Source organism: Microcoleus sp. FACHB-831 (assembly GCF_014695585.1).
Lineage (GTDB): Bacteria > Cyanobacteriota > Cyanobacteriia > Cyanobacteriales > FACHB-T130 > FACHB-831.
On the sequence record NZ_JACJON010000032.1, the window covers coordinates 90,513 to 108,580 of the forward strand.

Below are 18,068 nucleotides of genomic sequence, written 5' to 3' on the forward strand. Positions count from 1 at the left end.
TCGGGGATCTCGCGGGGTTAAAAAGCTTGCAACTTGTATTGAGAGTTTGGTAAACCAAAAGAACTCAAAATTTCGGACATTTTGCCATCGATTGTCCAAGCATTATCGCTTTGCGCGATCGCTTTCACTACCATTCTTTGCGTCTCGTTTAATTCCTCTATTTTCACCTTAGCAGATACTTTTTTGCCAGTGAAAGCAAGATATAACAACATTTCAGCTATACTCAGGGCGCTGGATGCATCTACAAATTCTAGAGTTTGCATCAGGGGTGGGATGAGAAATGCGATCGCATCAGCTTTCAAATCCCCCAAACATTGGCTGACATCTGCCACAACATTACCATTCGCCCAAGGCAATTGGGAATACAATCCCGAAACTAATTGTGGTTCAGCCATCACATTTACCAGCACCTCTACCGCGTCGGGTGGGGTTTGCTCTTTAGCTAGTTTTGCCAGCGCCATTGCTGCTGCTAAAGTAACTAGATTATTTGCCTCCGAATTCATTATTGCTTCAAAAAGTTTTATCAGAGATTCAACTAATTCTGGTTGATGTACTGCTAAATTTCCCAAGCTCAACACCATGCTGGCTTTTACCCTTGGTTCTGCTTCTTGCTCTAAATGTTTAAACATCTGCGAGATGATTCCTACCACAGACTCTCTACAAAAAGCCAGCGTGTAAGCAGCAGTCATCCTAATATTTGGATCGTTATGTTCCAGCAAGTTTAAGTAAACATCTTTACCTGCATAAACTGCATCGCGAACGTTGTTTACCCAAATTAACTCTATTTCTTTTTCCAATTGATTTTTCACGAACTCTGGCGTATTTGGTTCCAGGGGTTCTTCGGAAATTTCATGTACATCTAGATACGATCTACCCTGCGCTAAGTATGCAAGCAACGTTAATATTTCATCTTTATCTTGTACAGTTTCACTTTGTAGCAGTTCTATCAAAAATGGAACGGCATATGATGTCGCTTCATAGACTGTACCTTGATGGCAAATATTGCTGTACAGCTCATTTATCGCCTTCCCACGAATGTCAGCATTATCTGATGCCAAGTTTCTAATCAACTCTGGGACATCATCAGCAGAACCATAAGCGTGAGTAAGTTGATGCCAGTTTATTGTTTCTAAGTCTTCCAACATAGATTTACTCCCCCTTTTGTTCTTTTTCTCTGTCTTTTTACCACAATAATCAAGAACGTTATCAGGGGTGCAAGTCAAAGCTTAAATTTCCTCCTTCTCATATTTGTAGTTGTCTTTCTGCTGCAACTATGCAATTAATATGCTTCGGAGGATAGATGCAAAGTTAGCTGTTTTTACGATTGGGCGATCGCTCTTTTTCTTGCTGCTGAGATAGCAACAGTTCTGGACTTTGGGAATTGGATAGTTCAGTTATCCTAATTTCTTCCTCCTGAGAACTGCCTAAAATTAAGTTAATAGTACGAGCGATCGCGCTTTTTGGATGTTTCTGAATATATCGCACAGAGAATGATGCGATCGCCACTCCCACTAAACCAGCGCCTAAGCTGAATAGAACCGAGAGTGTTAAATGATGCGGCGGGTTTAGACCAAAAGAAGGCTTGAAGTGAAACGGAATTAGTGTTAATTTTTGGTCTGGCTTTTCTGCAATGAGATAAGGTGATGCAGTAGCAGCAACACCAGCAGTACCAATTCCTACACCGACAATAGCAACGGTATTTTGTAATTCACGATCTCGTTTTTTTTCTTTTCTTTCATTATCTTGTAACGTTTGTTGCAGTTCGCGATCGCTATTTTTTTCTCTAATTTCTGCTTCGCGATCGCACTTGGCTTGTTCTATTTCAACTAAACCCCGTAATGTATTGATAAATTCGCCAATCAAGTCTTTACCTGGTTGGATATAGCTGAGGTAGGTTTCTATCTGGTCGAGGTAGCGTTTACAGGTAGTTTCGCCAAACTCTTGCCAAGTGGAAATATCGCCCGTTTGCCAGAATTTTTGTAAGTAATTTTGATAGTTTATCTGATTGGTTTTGATGGTGGTATAATGTGCTTGCAGATTTCTCAGTTGCCGTTGATACTGCATCGATAGTGATGGCATTAATTCTAGAAGTTTTTGCAGTTCTTCTAATGGCTGATCTGGCTTAAATTCTTTAATTTTGGCTTCTAGCTGACTATAAACTTTTCTGGCTTCACTATAACTTTCTCGCCCTTGCTTATAGGCATATTCAACTTTGTGATGAGTCCAAAGTAGTTCTCTCGTCCAATTATAACTATCAGAATTAACGCTAATTGATTTATTGTTTATTGAAACTAGCAACCGATAATGAGAAGTTGATTCTTTTGTAGCTTTATTAATTAATTCATATTCAAATAATGGCATTTCAAACAATCTTCCCTGCTTGACTAAATTCCCTTTGTATTCTGTATTTTCTAGGAATTTATCGATAATTTCTTGAGCTAAGTCTTTACACTTATTAATAGTTATTTCATCTTGCCCATAAAGCCAAAAAGTTTGCCCAATAAAGTTTACAGATTTCTCAAATAACAGAGAGTTTATCGATAAGTCTTTAATTTGTGCTGGAGTGATTTCTGGTAGTAAAAGAGTTAGATCAAAGGCATAGGTATCGTGGAGTAAAAATGGCTGTAATGAACCACTAATATTTAATTCTCGGAGTTTAATAGAAGTTAGTTTAATCGGTTGCTCATCTCTTGTGAGCCATTCATTGGTTAAGTTTAATGCACCTGGATTGTGTTTATAACTTTTTGAGTCTTTATCAGCCAGATAATAACAAGCTAACTGCGATTTAAATGCTGTTTCCTGCAATTCTGGGAAAGGTAAATCTTTGCCAATATTAATTAAATTTTCCCAGATTAATTCTGCCTTAGCTGAGGATCGATCGAGGGGATCGGCTAAAGTTTGACATAGGTGAAAAGTATAGACACTTAGGCTAAAGTTTCTCATACTGATGGTGGCGGTTTTGGGGAAGATTTGTCAGTATCATCAACTTGTACTGCTTGTTCAATTATCTTTATGAGTGACTCAGTTTTTTCTCCCGGTTTAGTATCAGATTCACTTCCAGCGATTCCTTTATTTACATTCATCAACTTAGTATTGTATTTTCGCTTAATCGCTGGTTTATCTTGTAGCCAATTTTCAATTATCTTGATATTATCTTCATCATTGTCTGTTAATTCATCTTTGAGAGAAGCTAGGGCATCTCTCAGGTTAATAAATAAATCAGCTTCTTGAATTAGTTGTTGGAAAATTTCTAATTTGCCGATGCTATTAGTCATGTTTTGCTCTCCTTTGCCAGCCGCACAGAAGCCAGCCCAATGATAGGGATTTTGATAGATTTTAGCATTGGCTCCTTGGGTTGCTTTGTCGTCTTCCAAGCAGTCTTGTAAGATTTGTCGCCAGTTATCGTCTAAAAGGTGACATTGGTTTGTCCAGTCGATGAAGCCTTGGATGTCGGTGTCTCGTACCCAGATTTGTGCCTGGTTTAATGCCAGGGCGAGTTTACCGGGTTGGTGGTAGAGGTTTTCATAGGTTTTGATTAGTAAAATCGCTGTGGAAAAAGCATTTACTGACCACAGGCTGACGTATAAGCTGGGGCTACCCGCCAAGAGGAAACCACTGGTAAGGCTGATGTATTCGTCGGTGTTGTCGAGTTGAACTTGTCCGGTTTCGCAGGCGGAAAGGGTGACTAGGCTGCATTCACTGAGGTTGAAATAGCGGAAGATTTCTTCTAAGGTAAGAGTGCCATCGGCTAGTTTTAAACCAGATTTTAGGGGATCGTTGGGGTTGAAAGAACCGTGACAAGAAAAGAACAGATGATGGCTGTTGGCGACTCGTTCGGCTATTTCTAATTTTTCCTCTGATTGTTCGCCTTTTTTGGCATTTTCTTTGCTTAAAATTTCTGGGTTGGGGAAAATATTTTTGATGCTTTCTACTTCCATGTCAGCAGCCATCAAGTCCTCTGTGGGGTTTTGAATGGCGAAAAATTTATCGAATTTACCCCGTTTGTACTTTTGGACTTGGTGGAGAATTTGGCAACTGGGGGCGTAGGAAACTCCACCGGGAAAGGCATCTATTAAATATTTGGGGGTGTTGTTGGTAACTGGGAGGGCGTGGAGAGGGAAGAGGTGGAGGTAGCGGTGGGGAATAAGGATTAGTTTATCGCAGGTTTTGGGAATGGAATTGAGTATTTCATCAATGTGGAGGATTTGGGCTAGGTTAGCTAGTTGGGTTTCTAGGCTGTTTTGCCATTGTTCACGGTTACTATAATAATCTCTTAAATATTCCCTAGTCCAATCAATTAATTTATTTAAATCAGACTCACCAAATTCTAAATATAGCGGTTTTAAGTTATTTTTAGTGATGATGAAAATACAAAAGAAATTACCTAAAATGTACCATTCTACAATTACTGTTTCTTCATTTGTTAATTCTATAATTTGCCTAAATTCTAGAAATTTATAAGGATATTTAGAAAGAAACTCTTGACGCAACTGATTAATTTTATCATGATTGGGGTCAGTCGATTCAGCTAATAATTTACTTTGTTCGTCAATTTCTTTTTGTATTCGTTGTAAATCCTCAGACAAAAGTCCTAAGCTTTGACCTTGATAATTTAATTCTTTAATGGCTTGCATTTCTAATAAAATTCTAACTTTACTGCGTTCTGCATATTCTACAGCCTCAGCATATTTTTCTATTTTTATGCAAATTTTTACCATTGATTGATAAAGATGATTATTTATTTCATTTAATTTTTGCTTATATTCTTGATCGGATAATATCTCACCTTGAATAAATCCAGCCACATCATTTACAATTAAATTATCGTTAATATTTATAATATCTATAATATCATTGTGATAATTTTTAGTTTTGCTTGGTATATTGCGACCGTATATTTCTGTTAATACTTGACCATTATCCAAAGAAGGAAACACTATATTTCTACTAAAGTTTACTACCTCTATAGTTTCCTGAAAACATTCGTAAGCAGCCAATAATTGATTGCTTTTTTCATAAGCAATTCCTAAGTTAAATTTAGCTTCTAAATACTTGTATTTATTTCCCAGTAAATGATAAACTTGACTTGCACCAGAAAAAGCAATAATGGCTTTTTGTAAATTATCTTCGACACTATTCTGTTGTTTATTGGAGTAAGCAACACCCAAATTGTTTTGAGATTCTGCCCATTGCATAGAGCAATTTAACCTAACATAAATTTGACTCGCTATTTCAAGAGCTTGAATAGATTCTTCTATATAATTTTCTTTGTACATTTTTAGTCCTTAATATTGAAGATAAGCAATACCTAAATTTTTTTGAATACTTGCATATCTTTCAGGATACTGCTCACGAGTATAAAACAATAAAGCGTCTTTATAAGCATAAATAGCCTGGTTTATATTATTAAATTTTTCGCCTCTTCGTCTATATAAATAAGCATTTGCTAGATTGTTTTTTAGCCTTGCCCAGTCTTGAGGAAATGACTTTTGAGTTATAACCTGACTAGCGGCTTCCAAATAAAAAATAGCTTTTTCTATATTCTCCTCTCGGACACCAATATTTCTGTATTGGTATGCTGTAGCTAGGTTGTCTTGTGTCCTTGCCCATTCATAAGGAAATGCCTCACGGGTACGAACCGTTAAAGCTTTCTCATAACAAGCAATCGCGCTTTCAATATTCTCTGCCCTCTCTCCCGTGATTCTGTTACTGTAGGCATTTGCCAAATTATTTTGCGTCATTGCCCATTGTTCGGGAAAGGCTTGGCGGGTGTAAACGGATAATGCCGCCGTGTAATATCGGATCGCTTGTTCGATATTCTCTGCCCTGTCTTCCCTGATTCTGTCCTTGTAGGCAGTTGCCAGGTTATTTTGCGTCGTTGCCCATTGTTCGGGAAAGGCTTGGCGGGTGTAAACGGATAATGCCGCCGTGTAATATCGGATCGCTTGTTCGATATTCTCTGCCCTGTCTCCCCTGATTCTGTCCTTGTAGGCAGTTGCCAGGTTATTTTGCGTCATTGCCCATTGTTCGTGAAAGGCTTGGCGGGTGTAAACGGATAATGCCGCCGTGTAATATCGGATCGCTTGTTCGATATTCTCTGCCCTGTCTTCCCTGATTCTGTCAGAGTAGGCAATTGCCAGGTTATTTTGCGTTTGAGCAAATTCTTCGCTCCCCGGTTCCCGATTACTTAAAACTATTTGATAACCAGTAATAGCAATTTCAATATTATTCGCTCTATTCCCAAGCGGAAAATTAGTAATATGAATACTCAAATTTTCAATGATGGCAACAATTGACTTAATTGCTTCTGGATGTTCTGCAATTAAATTCTCAGCCACTTGCTGTAAAATTTTACAGAAGCGGGCATTGAGGAGATGTTGCCGTTGACTGAGAATAGGGTAAACTCCGGCAAGACCACTATAGCTTTCTTCTGCTTGCAATAATTCTAGGATAAACTCTAAATACTCTCGCGGATTTTTCACCTCAGCATTATCGCTATCTTCATCATTAGTCCTCCCCAATAATTCCCCTAGCTGACTGGCAAGACTTCGCAAGAAATTAGCCGCATTCTCCTCTCCTTCCTCTGCCAACCTTGCTGCTACTGCCTCGCAAGCTTTCAGAAACCCTTGATCCAGCAATTCTGAGTTAGCCTGGAAAATCTGCGGTTCCTCACCGTTGGGGCAATTCAGCAGTTGTTCAATCAGATTCAGATAAGCTTGGAGACGACTTTCATTCATTGGGCGTGACCTTCAGCACTCATACTGCTTGAGTTTAACCGCGAAAACAGCCAACTTCCATAAAGTGCCAAAATTATTTAATTTCCTCACCCGCCTGCTTCCTAGAAGCAGGGCAAAGGCATCTTAATTATTTGGTGATGTCTCTCGATAAGGAAATAATTAACCTGGTGATTGGTAACGATACAAACCTTCAGCTCTAAAACCTTGAGTAACCAGTGGCGAGATTTCCGACAACTCTTGCGAAGTCGGGAATCTGAAGGCTCTCCTTAAATATCATCAGGATTAATGCCCAGCGATCGCAATCTTTCTGTTTCCAATCGATGAACGATTATAGCCGAATAACTCTAAGGTTTTGCCCTAATCTGTAGCATTATTCTCACAAAAAAGCGGCATTTTCTACGGTTTATTCACAAACGTGAGCTAAATTATTACGCAGATGAAAAGCGAAAAGCGTTAACTTTGGGTTAGCGAATTTGCCTGTGGGGGCATATCGCTCATTTGCTAGGAGGAAATGGGGGGGAACTGCCAGTTGAGGGACTCTGCTGAATGGCATTTTGTAAGACTTGTTTATTGAGTTTATATTCGGGAGCTTTGATGTGGGCAACCTTACTACCAGGGAGTCGCTCGAAACTCGTACCGCTACTTAATTGATTATTGAGTTGTTCGAGTTGTGCATCAAGGATTTTAGGGTGTTTTTCATACCAAGCGGCGATCGCAACCGAAAGTTTTTCGATATCATCGGGTAAAGGTTTGATTAACTGCGCTAAGTTAGCCCGATCTTCAGCCGAAAAGAGAGACGAGCGCTTATCATTTAATAACTCAATAAATGCTTCTAGATTTTGTTCGTCAAATGACATAATTTAGACTCTCAGAGTTTCTCAATTCAACCATTAACTGTACTCTCTGCGCGGCATTGAGATTTAATCGGTTGATTAATTCCTCTTTTGTAGCATTTCTCAGCCAAGTTTGGGCGGTATTGAGAGTAAGAGTGATAGTTAAGCCTGCTGTGAGATTCTGATAAATTTCATCATCACCAAGCCGTTAGATAGGTCATTGACAGCCCAAAGGCTGCTGACGACCCTGGGACTAACCGCAATCAGGAAACCGCTATGTAAGCCTATATACTCATAGCTGAGGGAACTGAAGTCGTTTAACCCTGTTTCGCGAGCGGAGAGGACGACTAGGCTGCAATTGGTATCAGCCATTAACCCACCATCGCTGTCGGGGTAAATAATCTCTTGTTTATTCAGAGGTTGAGTTGGTGCGATCGCTGAATATCTCCTTTGTTGGGAAGTGCGATCGATTTAAATTTTACTGCTCGTTAACCCCACGCAATATCTCTCTTACCTCCATTAAAATCTTTCCCAGCATATTTTTACCACTTCCATCAGCACCACATCCCCAGTAGCGATCGCTAGGGGAATTCTCCACAATTTCCGCATCGCCAGTGCTAAGTAATTCTTCGCGAATATCTTTGTGAGTTTCAAATTTCCGCAGTACAGCTTTACGCATAATGTCATCTTTCACCTGTTCCCAATCACTGCGGAGAGGAAGAGAGCGATCGCGCCCCATGTTAGCGGCAACTTTCGGCTTTTTCACCAGTCTAATTTGGTCTGCGTGAGGCGTCCCGACAAACTTTTGCGCTTGAAAATAATGTTCGCTAGTCGGCCAATAACATCCATCCAACTCAAAGCCGTGAGGGGAAAAATTAGAGAAACATCCGTACTTTTCTCTAACGCTATAAAAGTAAACTGTCGGAGATTCTTCAGAATAATTAGCCATTTCGCTATGCTTAGTAGTTGCCAATAAGTATATGGACTAAACATAATTGTAGGGTGGGTACTGCCCACTAAATCTCTAAACTCCACAGACAAAGCGGATGGTGGCCACTGCCGGGCTACGTTTAATTATGCCCACCTACTTAATTGACAGTGTGGGGCGTTGTCAAGTATGTATCTAGGCATTGCTGAAGGCGATCGCGCAGTTCCCTATCGTTATCCGCTGGCTATCCTTTGCGAAACGATAGCCCCCTGTTAGCCCCACAGCAGCACAAATCTCAACAACGCAGACTGTAGATTACAACATTCGTAGCAAAACCATTATTTCAATAATATATTTATGAAAATGGGGAGAACAATTAGTTTCGATAACTGTCCATCAGTTTGAATGTATATATTTTGGTAGATGACAATCAATTCAGAGCGAATAATTTGGGTACAGAGTTTGTGCTGCCCAATTTACCCAACAAAGTTAAAATCGGCAAGTATATAACTGGTTGAATATGGTATCTAACTCTACTGCCTTCTCGGATATTCAAGATCATTGGGCACGCTCATTTATTACCCAACTCGCTCAACGAGGCATTTTTAGTGGGTTTCCCAATGGCACTTTTCGACCAAATCAATCAATGAGTCGCGCTGAATTTGCTGCTGTAGTCAGCAAAGCGTTTACAAGACCTGTGAAGCGGAGTTATGTCCCATTTGTTGACGTGCCTTCTAGCTACTGGGCGGCTGCTGCGATTAAAAAAGCTTACCAAAGTGACTTTATATCGGGTTTTCCTGATAAGCGCTTTCGTCCTGAAGAAAGGATAACCAGAGCAAATGTTCTAGTTTCTCTTGTAAGCGGTCTGGAAATAGTCTCTGACAGTACAACAGATATCAAGGCACAACTGCCAAAGCTTTATCAAGATGCCGCTACCATACCGCAATATGCAACAGACAAAATAGCGATCGCTAGCGCTGCTGGGCTTGTAGTTAATTACCCAAACTTGAAATTACTCAACCCTAATCTGGCAGCAACAAGAGCGGATGTAGCAGCTTGTATTTATCAAGCTTTAGTCTATCTAGAGCAAGTTCCCAAAATTCCATCTAACTACATCGTAGTTATAGATAAAACTGTCGCCGTTAGCCACCCAAGAGAGTTGCGGGGCGTGTGGGTTGGTAATATCTGGAACAGCGAGTGGCCTTCCAAGCCTGGACTCCCAGTTGAACAACAAAAAGCTGAACTAATCACCATACTTGACCGCATGAAAGCGCTGAACATGAATGCGCTGATGTTGCAGGTACGCACAGAAGGAGATGCAATTTATGCTTCTCAATTGGAACCTTGGAGCTTTTGGCTAACAGGAACTCCGGGCAAAGCACCAGAACCATTTTACGATCCCCTCGAATTTGCAATAGCAGAAAGCCACAAGCGCAATATTGAACTTCATGCTTGGTTTAACCCCTATAGAGCCAGAGTTTCGACTAAACAAACTCCCCCTCCTGTCAGCCCTCACATTGCCGTCACCAATCCAGAAGCAGTTTATGAATGGGGCACTGCAATGTGGATGGACCCTGGCCTTAGAGTTGTTCAGGACAAAACTTACAATGTGATTCTCAATGTCGTGCGTCGCTATGATGTGGATGCAGTGCATCTAGATGATTATTTCTATCCCTATCCCATCGACGGTAAGCCTTTCCCCGATGATAAAACATATGCAGCTTATCAGTTAGCTGGGGGTACGTTGAGCTTGGGCGACTGGCGGCGCGATAATATAAATCAGATGGTTCAGCGCTTATCGAAGGGTATTAAAGCAGCAAAACCTTACGTCAAATTTGGCATTAGTCCCTTTGGTATTTACCGCGTCGGAGAACCAGCACAAATTCGAGGTTTGGATAGTTATCAGGAGCTTTATTCTGACTCCAAAAAATGGCTGGAGCAAGGCTGGGTTGATTATTTATCTCCGCAACTTTACTGGCGCATCGAACCGCCTGCTCAGAGTTATCCGGTTTTGCTGAAGTGGTGGAGCGAACATAACCCAAAGAAGCGACACATTTATGTTGGTAATAATTTAAATAAGCTGGATGGGAAGCTCTGGACAAGTGAAGAAATTGACAACCAAATTGAGATTACTCGCAACCTTAAAGCGCAGTTTTCACTGGGAAATATCTTCTATAGTATGGAGGCTTTAGCTGAAAATCGTCAGGGCATTTATGACAATTTCAAAAACTTAGTTTATGCCCAACCCGCCCTGGTGCCAACTATGGCATGGCTGAATAATGTGCCTCCAGCCCCTCCAGCAAGTGTTAGCGTGAGCAACAACAACATTACTTGGAATGCAGCTTCGACAGAAAATATTCGTTACTGGACGCTCTATAGAAAAAATGGAGATGTTTGGAAGCTTCTAAAAATCTTTGATGGGGCGACGAGAGTGGCAACTGTTGCAGCAGGAACTTATGCTATATGCGCCGTTGATAGGTTGGCGAATGAAAGCGGGGGAGTGGTTGTTGCTGTTAAATAATATGCGTAAGGGGGAATAAGGAAACAGTTAGGAGTTATGAGCTAAGAAGGCAGTAATTTTTACTTGTAACTCCTAAATGTTTTGGGCGATCGCGTTAGCAGTGTTGTGCGTAAGTAGGGTTGGTACATTCTTTTTCTACCGGATAAACATTAGACCACGCACAAAACATCCGCAGGCAATTTCGACCCTCACCCTTGGCTTGATAAAGGCAGCGATCGGCCTGACGCAATAAAGTTTGAGAATCAACTAAATTAGTACCGCTAGCGATCGCGCCACCGATACTGATCGATACTGATAGCAACAGAGTCTCAGAAACCTTGATTGGGTCTTTGGCTATGCAAGAGCGTAAAAATTCGCCGTATTCCCAAGCAGCTTCCGGACTCAGCCCTTGGGTGATGCAGACAAATTCTTCGCCGCCATAGCGATACAACTGGCTGTTGGGGCGTGCGTTCGACTGCAACCGTCCGGCGATCGCTTGCAATACGCTATCTCCTACACTATGACCGTGCGTATCGTTAACCCGCTTGAAATAATCCACATCGATCACGAACAGACATAAATAGCGGTAGCGAGTATTAGCATCGCGGTTCCCCACCTGTCGCAGCATATGCGGTAAAGCCCGATCCATTGCCCGACGATTTAATAAACCTGTCAGCTGATCGGTAAGTGAAAGGGATTCTAGCAGTTCGTTACGTGCAGTAAGCTGCTGGTTAGCTTGTAGCAATGCTTTATTTGCTACTCGCAATTCTTGCATTAACCCCTGCGATCGCAGCCCAGCTCGCACCCGCGCCCGCAATTCGCTCATATCAATTGGTTTTGATAGATATTCATCTGCGCCTGTATCAAGCCCTTCCACTCGGTCTTTTACATCCCCCCGAATTGTTAGCAAGATAAAAAATGTTACTGATAATTCTGGATCGGACTTTATCTGGCGGCACACCTCTAGCCCATTCAGCGCAGGCATCATCCAGTCACAGATGATTAAATGAGGGCGTATTTGCCGTGCTTTAGCCAAACCATCTTCACCATTGCTGGCTACCGTGACTTCATGACCCATCAGTTGAAGCGAATTTTTTATTACTAACAAAACGCTGGGATCGTCATCAATAATTAAAATTTTCGCCATCGAGGAAACTTGCGTCGAGCTGCTATTACCAACTGTTAGGCTTAACGTCGATTCTGGTTCGCAAGTCTCTCCCTGAATCATTCTAGATGTGAAAGCTTGGACTCGCTCCAAATGCTTTTCTATCTTTATTAATAACTCAGGAACTCCCTCTAAGCTTTTTTGTTTAGCTTGACTTTCCATTGCAAGAGCGATCGCTTGCATGGATTGTACTCCTACATTGGCACTTCCACCTTTAATTTGGTGCGCTTTATGCTCTACCGTTATAAAATCCTGTACAGATATTGCTGTTTTTACACCTGTTAAATTCATTTGCGCGTCTTCTACAAACGCTTGCAAAATTTCTATCTGCAAATTTACATTTCCCAGCGTTATATCGTTCAAGCGGTTTAGATCGACAATGCCGTTGACATCCGCTTCATCTATTCTTGGTAGTAAGTTTCCTGGAACCGCTGTTGTTAGCTCTATCTGGCTATAGTCATTCTTGCCAGTTAAATTCACCTGACTCCAATGTTCTAAGCAAGCCCCTAATTCTTGTTCGCTGACAGGTTTTATCAGGTAATCATCCATCCCAAGATGGAGGCATCTGGCTCTATTTTCTATCATGCCATTCGTGGTAATGGCGATCGCTATTGTATGTTTACCTCTGCCTTCTAATTCACGTATCTTGCTGATGGTTTCATAACCGTCCAATACGGGCATTTGGCAATCTAGCAGCACGATGTCATAGTTCGACCGAGCCATCATCCCCAAGGCTTCTTGACCATTAGCAGCACTTTCCGCTTCATAACCAAGCTTTTTTAACTGTTTTAAGACAACCATTTGGCTAACGCGGCTATCTTCTACCAAGAGAATTTTCAGTCGTGACTGCTTGCTCATATATACCTATGGATGACTGGACTGTTAATTTAGTTGCTAAAATGTTAAATTATGTTAAAAAATCAACTTTTTTTTGTTCGTATAGAGCATAACATTGCCACGTTAATCCCTGTGCTTAGTACTAAGGCCAACAACTGTAATTCTACTGAGAAACAAAGACAATAGCTAGAGAAAATTGCTATACATCAGTAGATGCACTACTTGTTCGCACATAGGCTTTTCTCAAGCTTTAATAATTTTCTGGGGATAAACACAATTTATTGCAGGCGTTTTTAAAGACGCCAGTCTCCCCGCAGGGTGCATCAACATTACAATCTATTGAACTAACGTCACCACTGCCTTGTTTTCAATACATTTATAAAATTTAGAACGGCCATAGCGAGCGAGATGAAAGCACCTTTACCTGATAACGAACAAGAGCGCATTGAAGCGCTGCGGCAGTATGACATCCTGGATACCGCAGCTGAAGAGGCATTTGACGATATTACGCTTTTGGCTGCACACATTTGCTCCACCCCCGTTGCTGGCATTAGCCTAGTTGACTCAAATCGGCAATGGTTCAAATCTAAAGTCGGTCTTACGGCTCAGGAAACACCCAGGGATCTTGCTTTTTGCTCCCACACCATAGTGCAAAACGAACTGTTTGTTGTACCGGACGCTACACTCGACCACCGGTTTGCAAACAATCCTCTAGTAATTTCAACTCCTAACATCCGGTTTTACGCAGGGGCACCGCTAATTACAGTAGATGGCTTGGCAGTGGGAACCCTTTGTGTAGTTGATTCTGTGCCGAGATATTTAAGCCCTGAACAGATGGCCGCGCTACAAGTCTTAGGTCGTGGGGTAATAGCACAGCTGGAGTTACGACGGCAGAAACGCAGTAGCGAATCGCTAGCCATATTAACGCACTTCGGCGACAATCCGCGCAAGATGGCAGAGGAAGAGCAAGCTCATTTCTTCTCGCTTTCGCTGGATCTGCTTTGTATTGCTGATATGAAAGGCTATTTTAAACTATTAAATCCGGCTTGGACAAAAGCCCTGGGCTTTACAAATGAGGAACTACAGAGCAAACCATTCATAGAATTTGTTCATCCTGAAGACCGTGAAGCAACCATTGCCGAAATGCAGAAAGTTATAGCGGGTGTAGAAACACTTTCCTTTGAAAATCGCTATTTGTGCAAAGATGGTTCCTACAAATGGCTGTTGTGGAAAGCAACCCCGGTAAGCGAACAGGGATTAATTTACGCAGTTGCTCACGACGTTACCAATCGCAAGCATGCTGAAGAAGAAATGCGTCGCGCTCAAACGTTCCTTAATTCCATTTTGGAAAACATTCCTCACATGATTTTTGTTAAGGATGCGCGGGAACTCAGGTTTGTAAGCGTAAACAAAACGGGAGAGGAACTGCTTGGCCTTTCCAAAGAAGAGTTAATAGGGAAAAACGACCAAGATTTTTTTACCCAAGAGGAAGCCGATTTCTTTACGGCCAAAGATAGGGAAGTATTAGCAGGTAAAAAAATCGTAGATATCCCAGAGGAGCGGATACAGACTAAACACAAAGGTTTAAGGATATTGCATACTAAGAAGTTACCAATTTTGGATGCAGAAGGGGTTCCCAAGTATTTATTGGGTATTTCAGAAGATATTACCGAGCGCAAACAGGTACAAGAGGCGAGAAAAGAAACTGAAGATCGGTTCCGTCAGATGGCAGAAAACATTCGTGGAGCTTTCTGGATGACCGATCCCGAAAGAAAGCAGATGATTTATATTAGCCCTGGATATGAGGAATTATGGGGACGTAGTTGCGAAAGCTTGTATGAAAAGCCGGAATTATTTATCGAAGGAATTCATATTGAGGATCGCGATCGCGTAATTGCCGCCTTCGATAGCACCGGGGAGTACGATGAAGAGTATCGGGTTGTGCGGCCTGACGGGTCGATTTGCTGGGTACGCGATCGCGCCTTTCCCATTCGCAATTCTTCAGGGCAAGTTTATCGCATCGTCGGTACGGCAAACGACATCACAGAGCGCAAACAGGCACAAGAAGAATTAAATCGCCAAATCGAGCGATCGCACTTATTTGCCGAAATTACCCTCAAAATCCGCCAATCTTTGCAGCTCGACGAAATCCTTCAAACCACAGTCACAGAGGTGCGAACATTCCTCCAGGCTGACCGGGTTGTAATCTATCGGTTTTGGCCGGATAAAAGTGGCACTGTAGTCACCGAAGCCGTACTTCCTGGCTGGCCTGTCATTATAGACCACAACATCACCGACACCTGCCTGCAAACAGATTACCTCAAACTATATAGCCAGGGATGGATGAGGGCAATTGATGACATAGATCGCGCTGACATACAACCCTGCCACGCCGAATTTCTCAAACAGTTTGCAGTCAAAGCAAACTTAGTAGTGCCCATCTTGCAGAAAGACGAAATTTGGGGACTGCTGATTGCCCATCAGTGCGCTGCTCCCCGAAAGTGGTCTACCTTTGAAGTTGAACTTTTGCGCTCCATAGCCGATCAAGTAGGCATTGCCATAGCACAGGCTCAACTCCTAGAAGCAGAAACCCTCCAGCGTCAAGAACTAGAAATTGCCCGTCGCCAAGCCGAATTGGCCTCTCAAACTAAAAGTGCTTTCTTGGCCAACATGAGCCACGAAATCCGCACCCCCATGAATGCAGTATTAGGAATGACCGGGCTGCTTTTAGACACCCACCTGACTCCCGACCAACGGGATTTTGTGGAAACTATACGCATTAGTGGAGATGCGCTCCTTAGCCTGATCAACGAGATTTTAGACTTGTCTAAACTCGAAGCAGGGGAAATGGAGCTGGAAGTATTAGATTTTGACCTGTCCACCTGTGTAGAAGAAATCCTAGACCTGCTGGCTCCCCAAGCCCATGCCAAGAAACTAGAAATTGCTGCCTTGGTCTATCGCAACGCAGGAGGATCGTTTAAAGGCGATGTCGGTCGCCTGCGGCAAATTCTCACGAACCTGATTGGCAACGCGATCAAGTTCACTGAAGAAGGCGAGGTTCTTGTAAGGGCAGAACTGCAATCGGAAACCGCTACAGAATCTACGATTCGGTTTTCTGTCACAGATACCGGAATTGGTATCGCCTCTGAAGACCAAAGCAACCTTTTTCAACCGTTTTGTCAGGTAGACACTTCCGCCACCCGCAAATATAGCGGTACTGGTTTGGGATTAGCCATCTGCAAACAGTTGGTGAATTTGATGGGCGGAGATATTGGGGTTGAAAGTCAGCTAGGACAGGGAACCAAGTTTTGGTTTACCGTTACGTTCCAACGCACCAAACGCACTTCGGCTATGGATGATGCTGGACTGCTAGCAGGTAGGCGTCTGCTAGTAGTGGATGACAATGCCACTAACCGCAAAGTAGTACGCTTTCAAGTGGCCAACTGGGGTATGCAGGTGGATGAAGCGGATGGCGCAGCCGCCGCCCTCAAAGCTATGCAGGAGGCTGTGGATTGGGGAATGCCGTATGATGTCCTTCTCATCGATATGCAAATGCCCCTGGTTGATGGCATCAGCTTAGGAGAGAGGATTAAGGCTAATCCAGCCTTAGCACAAGTGCCATTGATCATGCTGACTTCGGCTGACCAAAGGGGTGAGGCACAAAGAGCTATCAACGCTGGATTTGTTGCCCATCTGGTTAAACCAGTGAAGCCATCGCGGTTACTAGATACTCTGTTGAGGTTCTTGCAGTTGCAACCACAAATAGCTTGTCCCATTGCTAACATGATGTCGAATGCGCCTCCTGCGACATCAACAACGCCGCCTCAACCCAAGGATTTCCCTGTTAAGCCGAAGCTAAGAATTTTGCTAGCTGAGGACAATTTGGTTAATCAGAAGGTGGCTCTGAAGCAGCTAAGTACTTTGGGTTACGAAGCGGATGTTGCTGCTAACGGCGAGGAAGTGCTGCGGCTGATAGAAAGAATTCCCTACGATTTAATTTTGATGGATTGTCAAATGCCAGTTCTAGACGGTTATGAGGCGACGCGAGTAATTCGCCGTCGCCAAGCTCTAGAACGCCGCATCCCATTTGCGAAGGTTTTGTCGGAGGGGAAGCGCCGTCCTATTGTGATTGCGTTGACAGCCAACGCGATGAAACAAGACCGCGATCGCTGTATTGAGGCAGGGATGGATGATTATCTGAGCAAACCTGTATCTAGGGAACAGTTGGCAGCAGTTATAGAACATTGGAGTCAAACTTTGTTCGCACCTGGCCCTATTGTCAACGTAGTTGTGAAGGAGCAGCTACCAGAAGAGATAGAAGCTAATATCATATTGGCTGAACCTGCGATCGCCAAGAGTGAAGATTTAAGCGATCTGGTTGATTGGGAATATCTCAATAAAATCTCTGAGGATAGTGAAGAGTTTGAGCTAGAACTATTGCAAATGTTTGTTGAGGAAGGTCAAACCCACTTAGATGCTCTAAAGATAGCGATCGCTATCCGTGACTTCGATCAACTTCAGCGAGAAGCCCATCATATCAAAGGTGCAAGTCTTAATGTGGGAATAGCAACGATGCGGGCAGCTGCACAAAATCTAGAACAGCTAGCTCATAACAACGAAATTGAAGGAGCAGATGAAATTATATTCAGTATTGAAACAGCGCTCTCTCGCATTCAAACATTTGTGAATTTTAAGCTCAAGAGCGATATCAACTGATAGCTAATATCTAAGCAAGTTTCTTGATGTCACCATAGGCGCGATAAAATTCGCCGCCTGCTGACTCGCGCACTTGTTCAACGAAGTAGCGATCGCCATCAAATTCATTCGTACCCTCAGCAACTTGTAGATGCAATCCTCCCCTGTTGCGCCACCGCCTCTTACTTTCCCACCCATTTGGCGCCGTTCTGGTGCAGAAAATTTCGTGAAGCAATGACATCAATATACCTTTTCAGCTTATACCATTTCACTTTAAATGTGATACACATAGTTGAGGAAGTGTTATCTTGAAATCTGTCCATGTCAGGTGTAGTAAAAATTAACATTACGGAAGACGCTGAAACTCTTCAGC

At 42.5% G+C, this 18,068-nt stretch carries 11 protein-coding genes; 2 read left to right on the forward strand and 9 right to left on the reverse strand.

Annotation, left to right across the window (positions count from 1 at the left end; all coding sequences use genetic code 11):
• Positions 1-17 precede the first annotated feature (17 nt).
• The 7 genes from H6F77_RS06780 to ybiA form a co-directional block, all read right to left on the reverse strand.
• Positions 18-1,145 carry a hypothetical protein gene (locus tag H6F77_RS06780; protein ID WP_190486619.1) on the reverse strand — a complete coding sequence of 376 codons (1,128 nt, stop codon included), beginning with the start codon at positions 1,143-1,145 and terminating at the stop codon, positions 18-20.
• Between the two features lie 163 nt (positions 1,146-1,308).
• Positions 1,309-2,943, reverse strand: coding sequence for a hypothetical protein (locus H6F77_RS06785; RefSeq protein WP_190486621.1), 1,635 nt, complete (start codon positions 2,941-2,943; stop codon positions 1,309-1,311).
• Positions 2,940-5,276, reverse strand: coding sequence for a CHAT domain-containing protein (locus tag H6F77_RS06790; RefSeq protein ID WP_190486623.1), 2,337 nt, complete (start codon positions 5,274-5,276; stop codon positions 2,940-2,942). The genes H6F77_RS06785 and H6F77_RS06790 overlap by 4 nt, the downstream gene beginning before the upstream one ends.
• 9 nt (positions 5,277-5,285) lie before the next feature.
• Positions 5,286-6,737: a tetratricopeptide repeat protein gene (locus H6F77_RS06795; protein WP_190486625.1), complete on the reverse strand. Its 1,452-nt coding sequence runs from the start codon at positions 6,735-6,737 to the stop codon at positions 5,286-5,288.
• A gap of 494 nt (positions 6,738-7,231) precedes the next feature.
• Entirely contained in the window at positions 7,232-7,594 is a 363-nt protein-coding gene (locus tag H6F77_RS06800) for a hypothetical protein (RefSeq protein ID WP_190486627.1), read from the reverse strand.
• A gap of 138 nt (positions 7,595-7,732) precedes the next feature.
• Positions 7,733-7,942 carry a CHAT domain-containing protein gene (locus H6F77_RS06805; protein WP_190486629.1) on the reverse strand — a complete coding sequence of 70 codons (210 nt, stop codon included), beginning with the start codon at positions 7,940-7,942 and terminating at the stop codon, positions 7,733-7,735.
• A 106-nt stretch (positions 7,943-8,048) separates the two neighbouring features.
• A complete protein-coding gene (gene ybiA, locus H6F77_RS06810) occupies positions 8,049-8,519 on the reverse strand; it encodes a riboflavin biosynthesis intermediates N-glycosidase (protein ID WP_190486631.1) in 471 nt (156 codons plus the stop codon).
• 499 nt (positions 8,520-9,018) lie between these two features.
• Between ybiA and H6F77_RS06815 the strand changes: the two genes are divergently transcribed.
• Positions 9,019-11,019, forward strand: a complete 2,001-nt coding sequence (locus H6F77_RS06815) for a glycoside hydrolase family 10-like protein (protein WP_190486633.1) — start codon at positions 9,019-9,021, stop codon at positions 11,017-11,019.
• A gap of 94 nt (positions 11,020-11,113) precedes the next feature.
• Here the strand turns inward: H6F77_RS06815 and H6F77_RS06820 are convergent, their stop codons facing one another.
• Complete coding sequence (locus tag H6F77_RS06820; protein WP_190486635.1) at positions 11,114-13,021, reverse strand: response regulator; 1,908 nt, start codon at positions 13,019-13,021, stop codon at positions 11,114-11,116.
• A 387-nt stretch (positions 13,022-13,408) separates the two neighbouring features.
• Between H6F77_RS06820 and H6F77_RS06825 the strand changes: the two genes are divergently transcribed.
• On the forward strand, positions 13,409-17,716 hold the full coding sequence (locus H6F77_RS06825; protein WP_190486636.1) for a PAS domain S-box protein: 4,308 nt from the start codon (positions 13,409-13,411) through the stop codon (positions 17,714-17,716).
• 10 nt (positions 17,717-17,726) lie between these two features.
• On the opposite strand, the gene H6F77_RS06830 is transcribed toward H6F77_RS06825, so the two are convergent.
• Positions 17,727-17,936, reverse strand: coding sequence for a hypothetical protein (locus tag H6F77_RS06830; protein WP_190486649.1), 210 nt, complete (start codon positions 17,934-17,936; stop codon positions 17,727-17,729).
• Positions 17,937-18,068 lie beyond the last annotated feature (132 nt).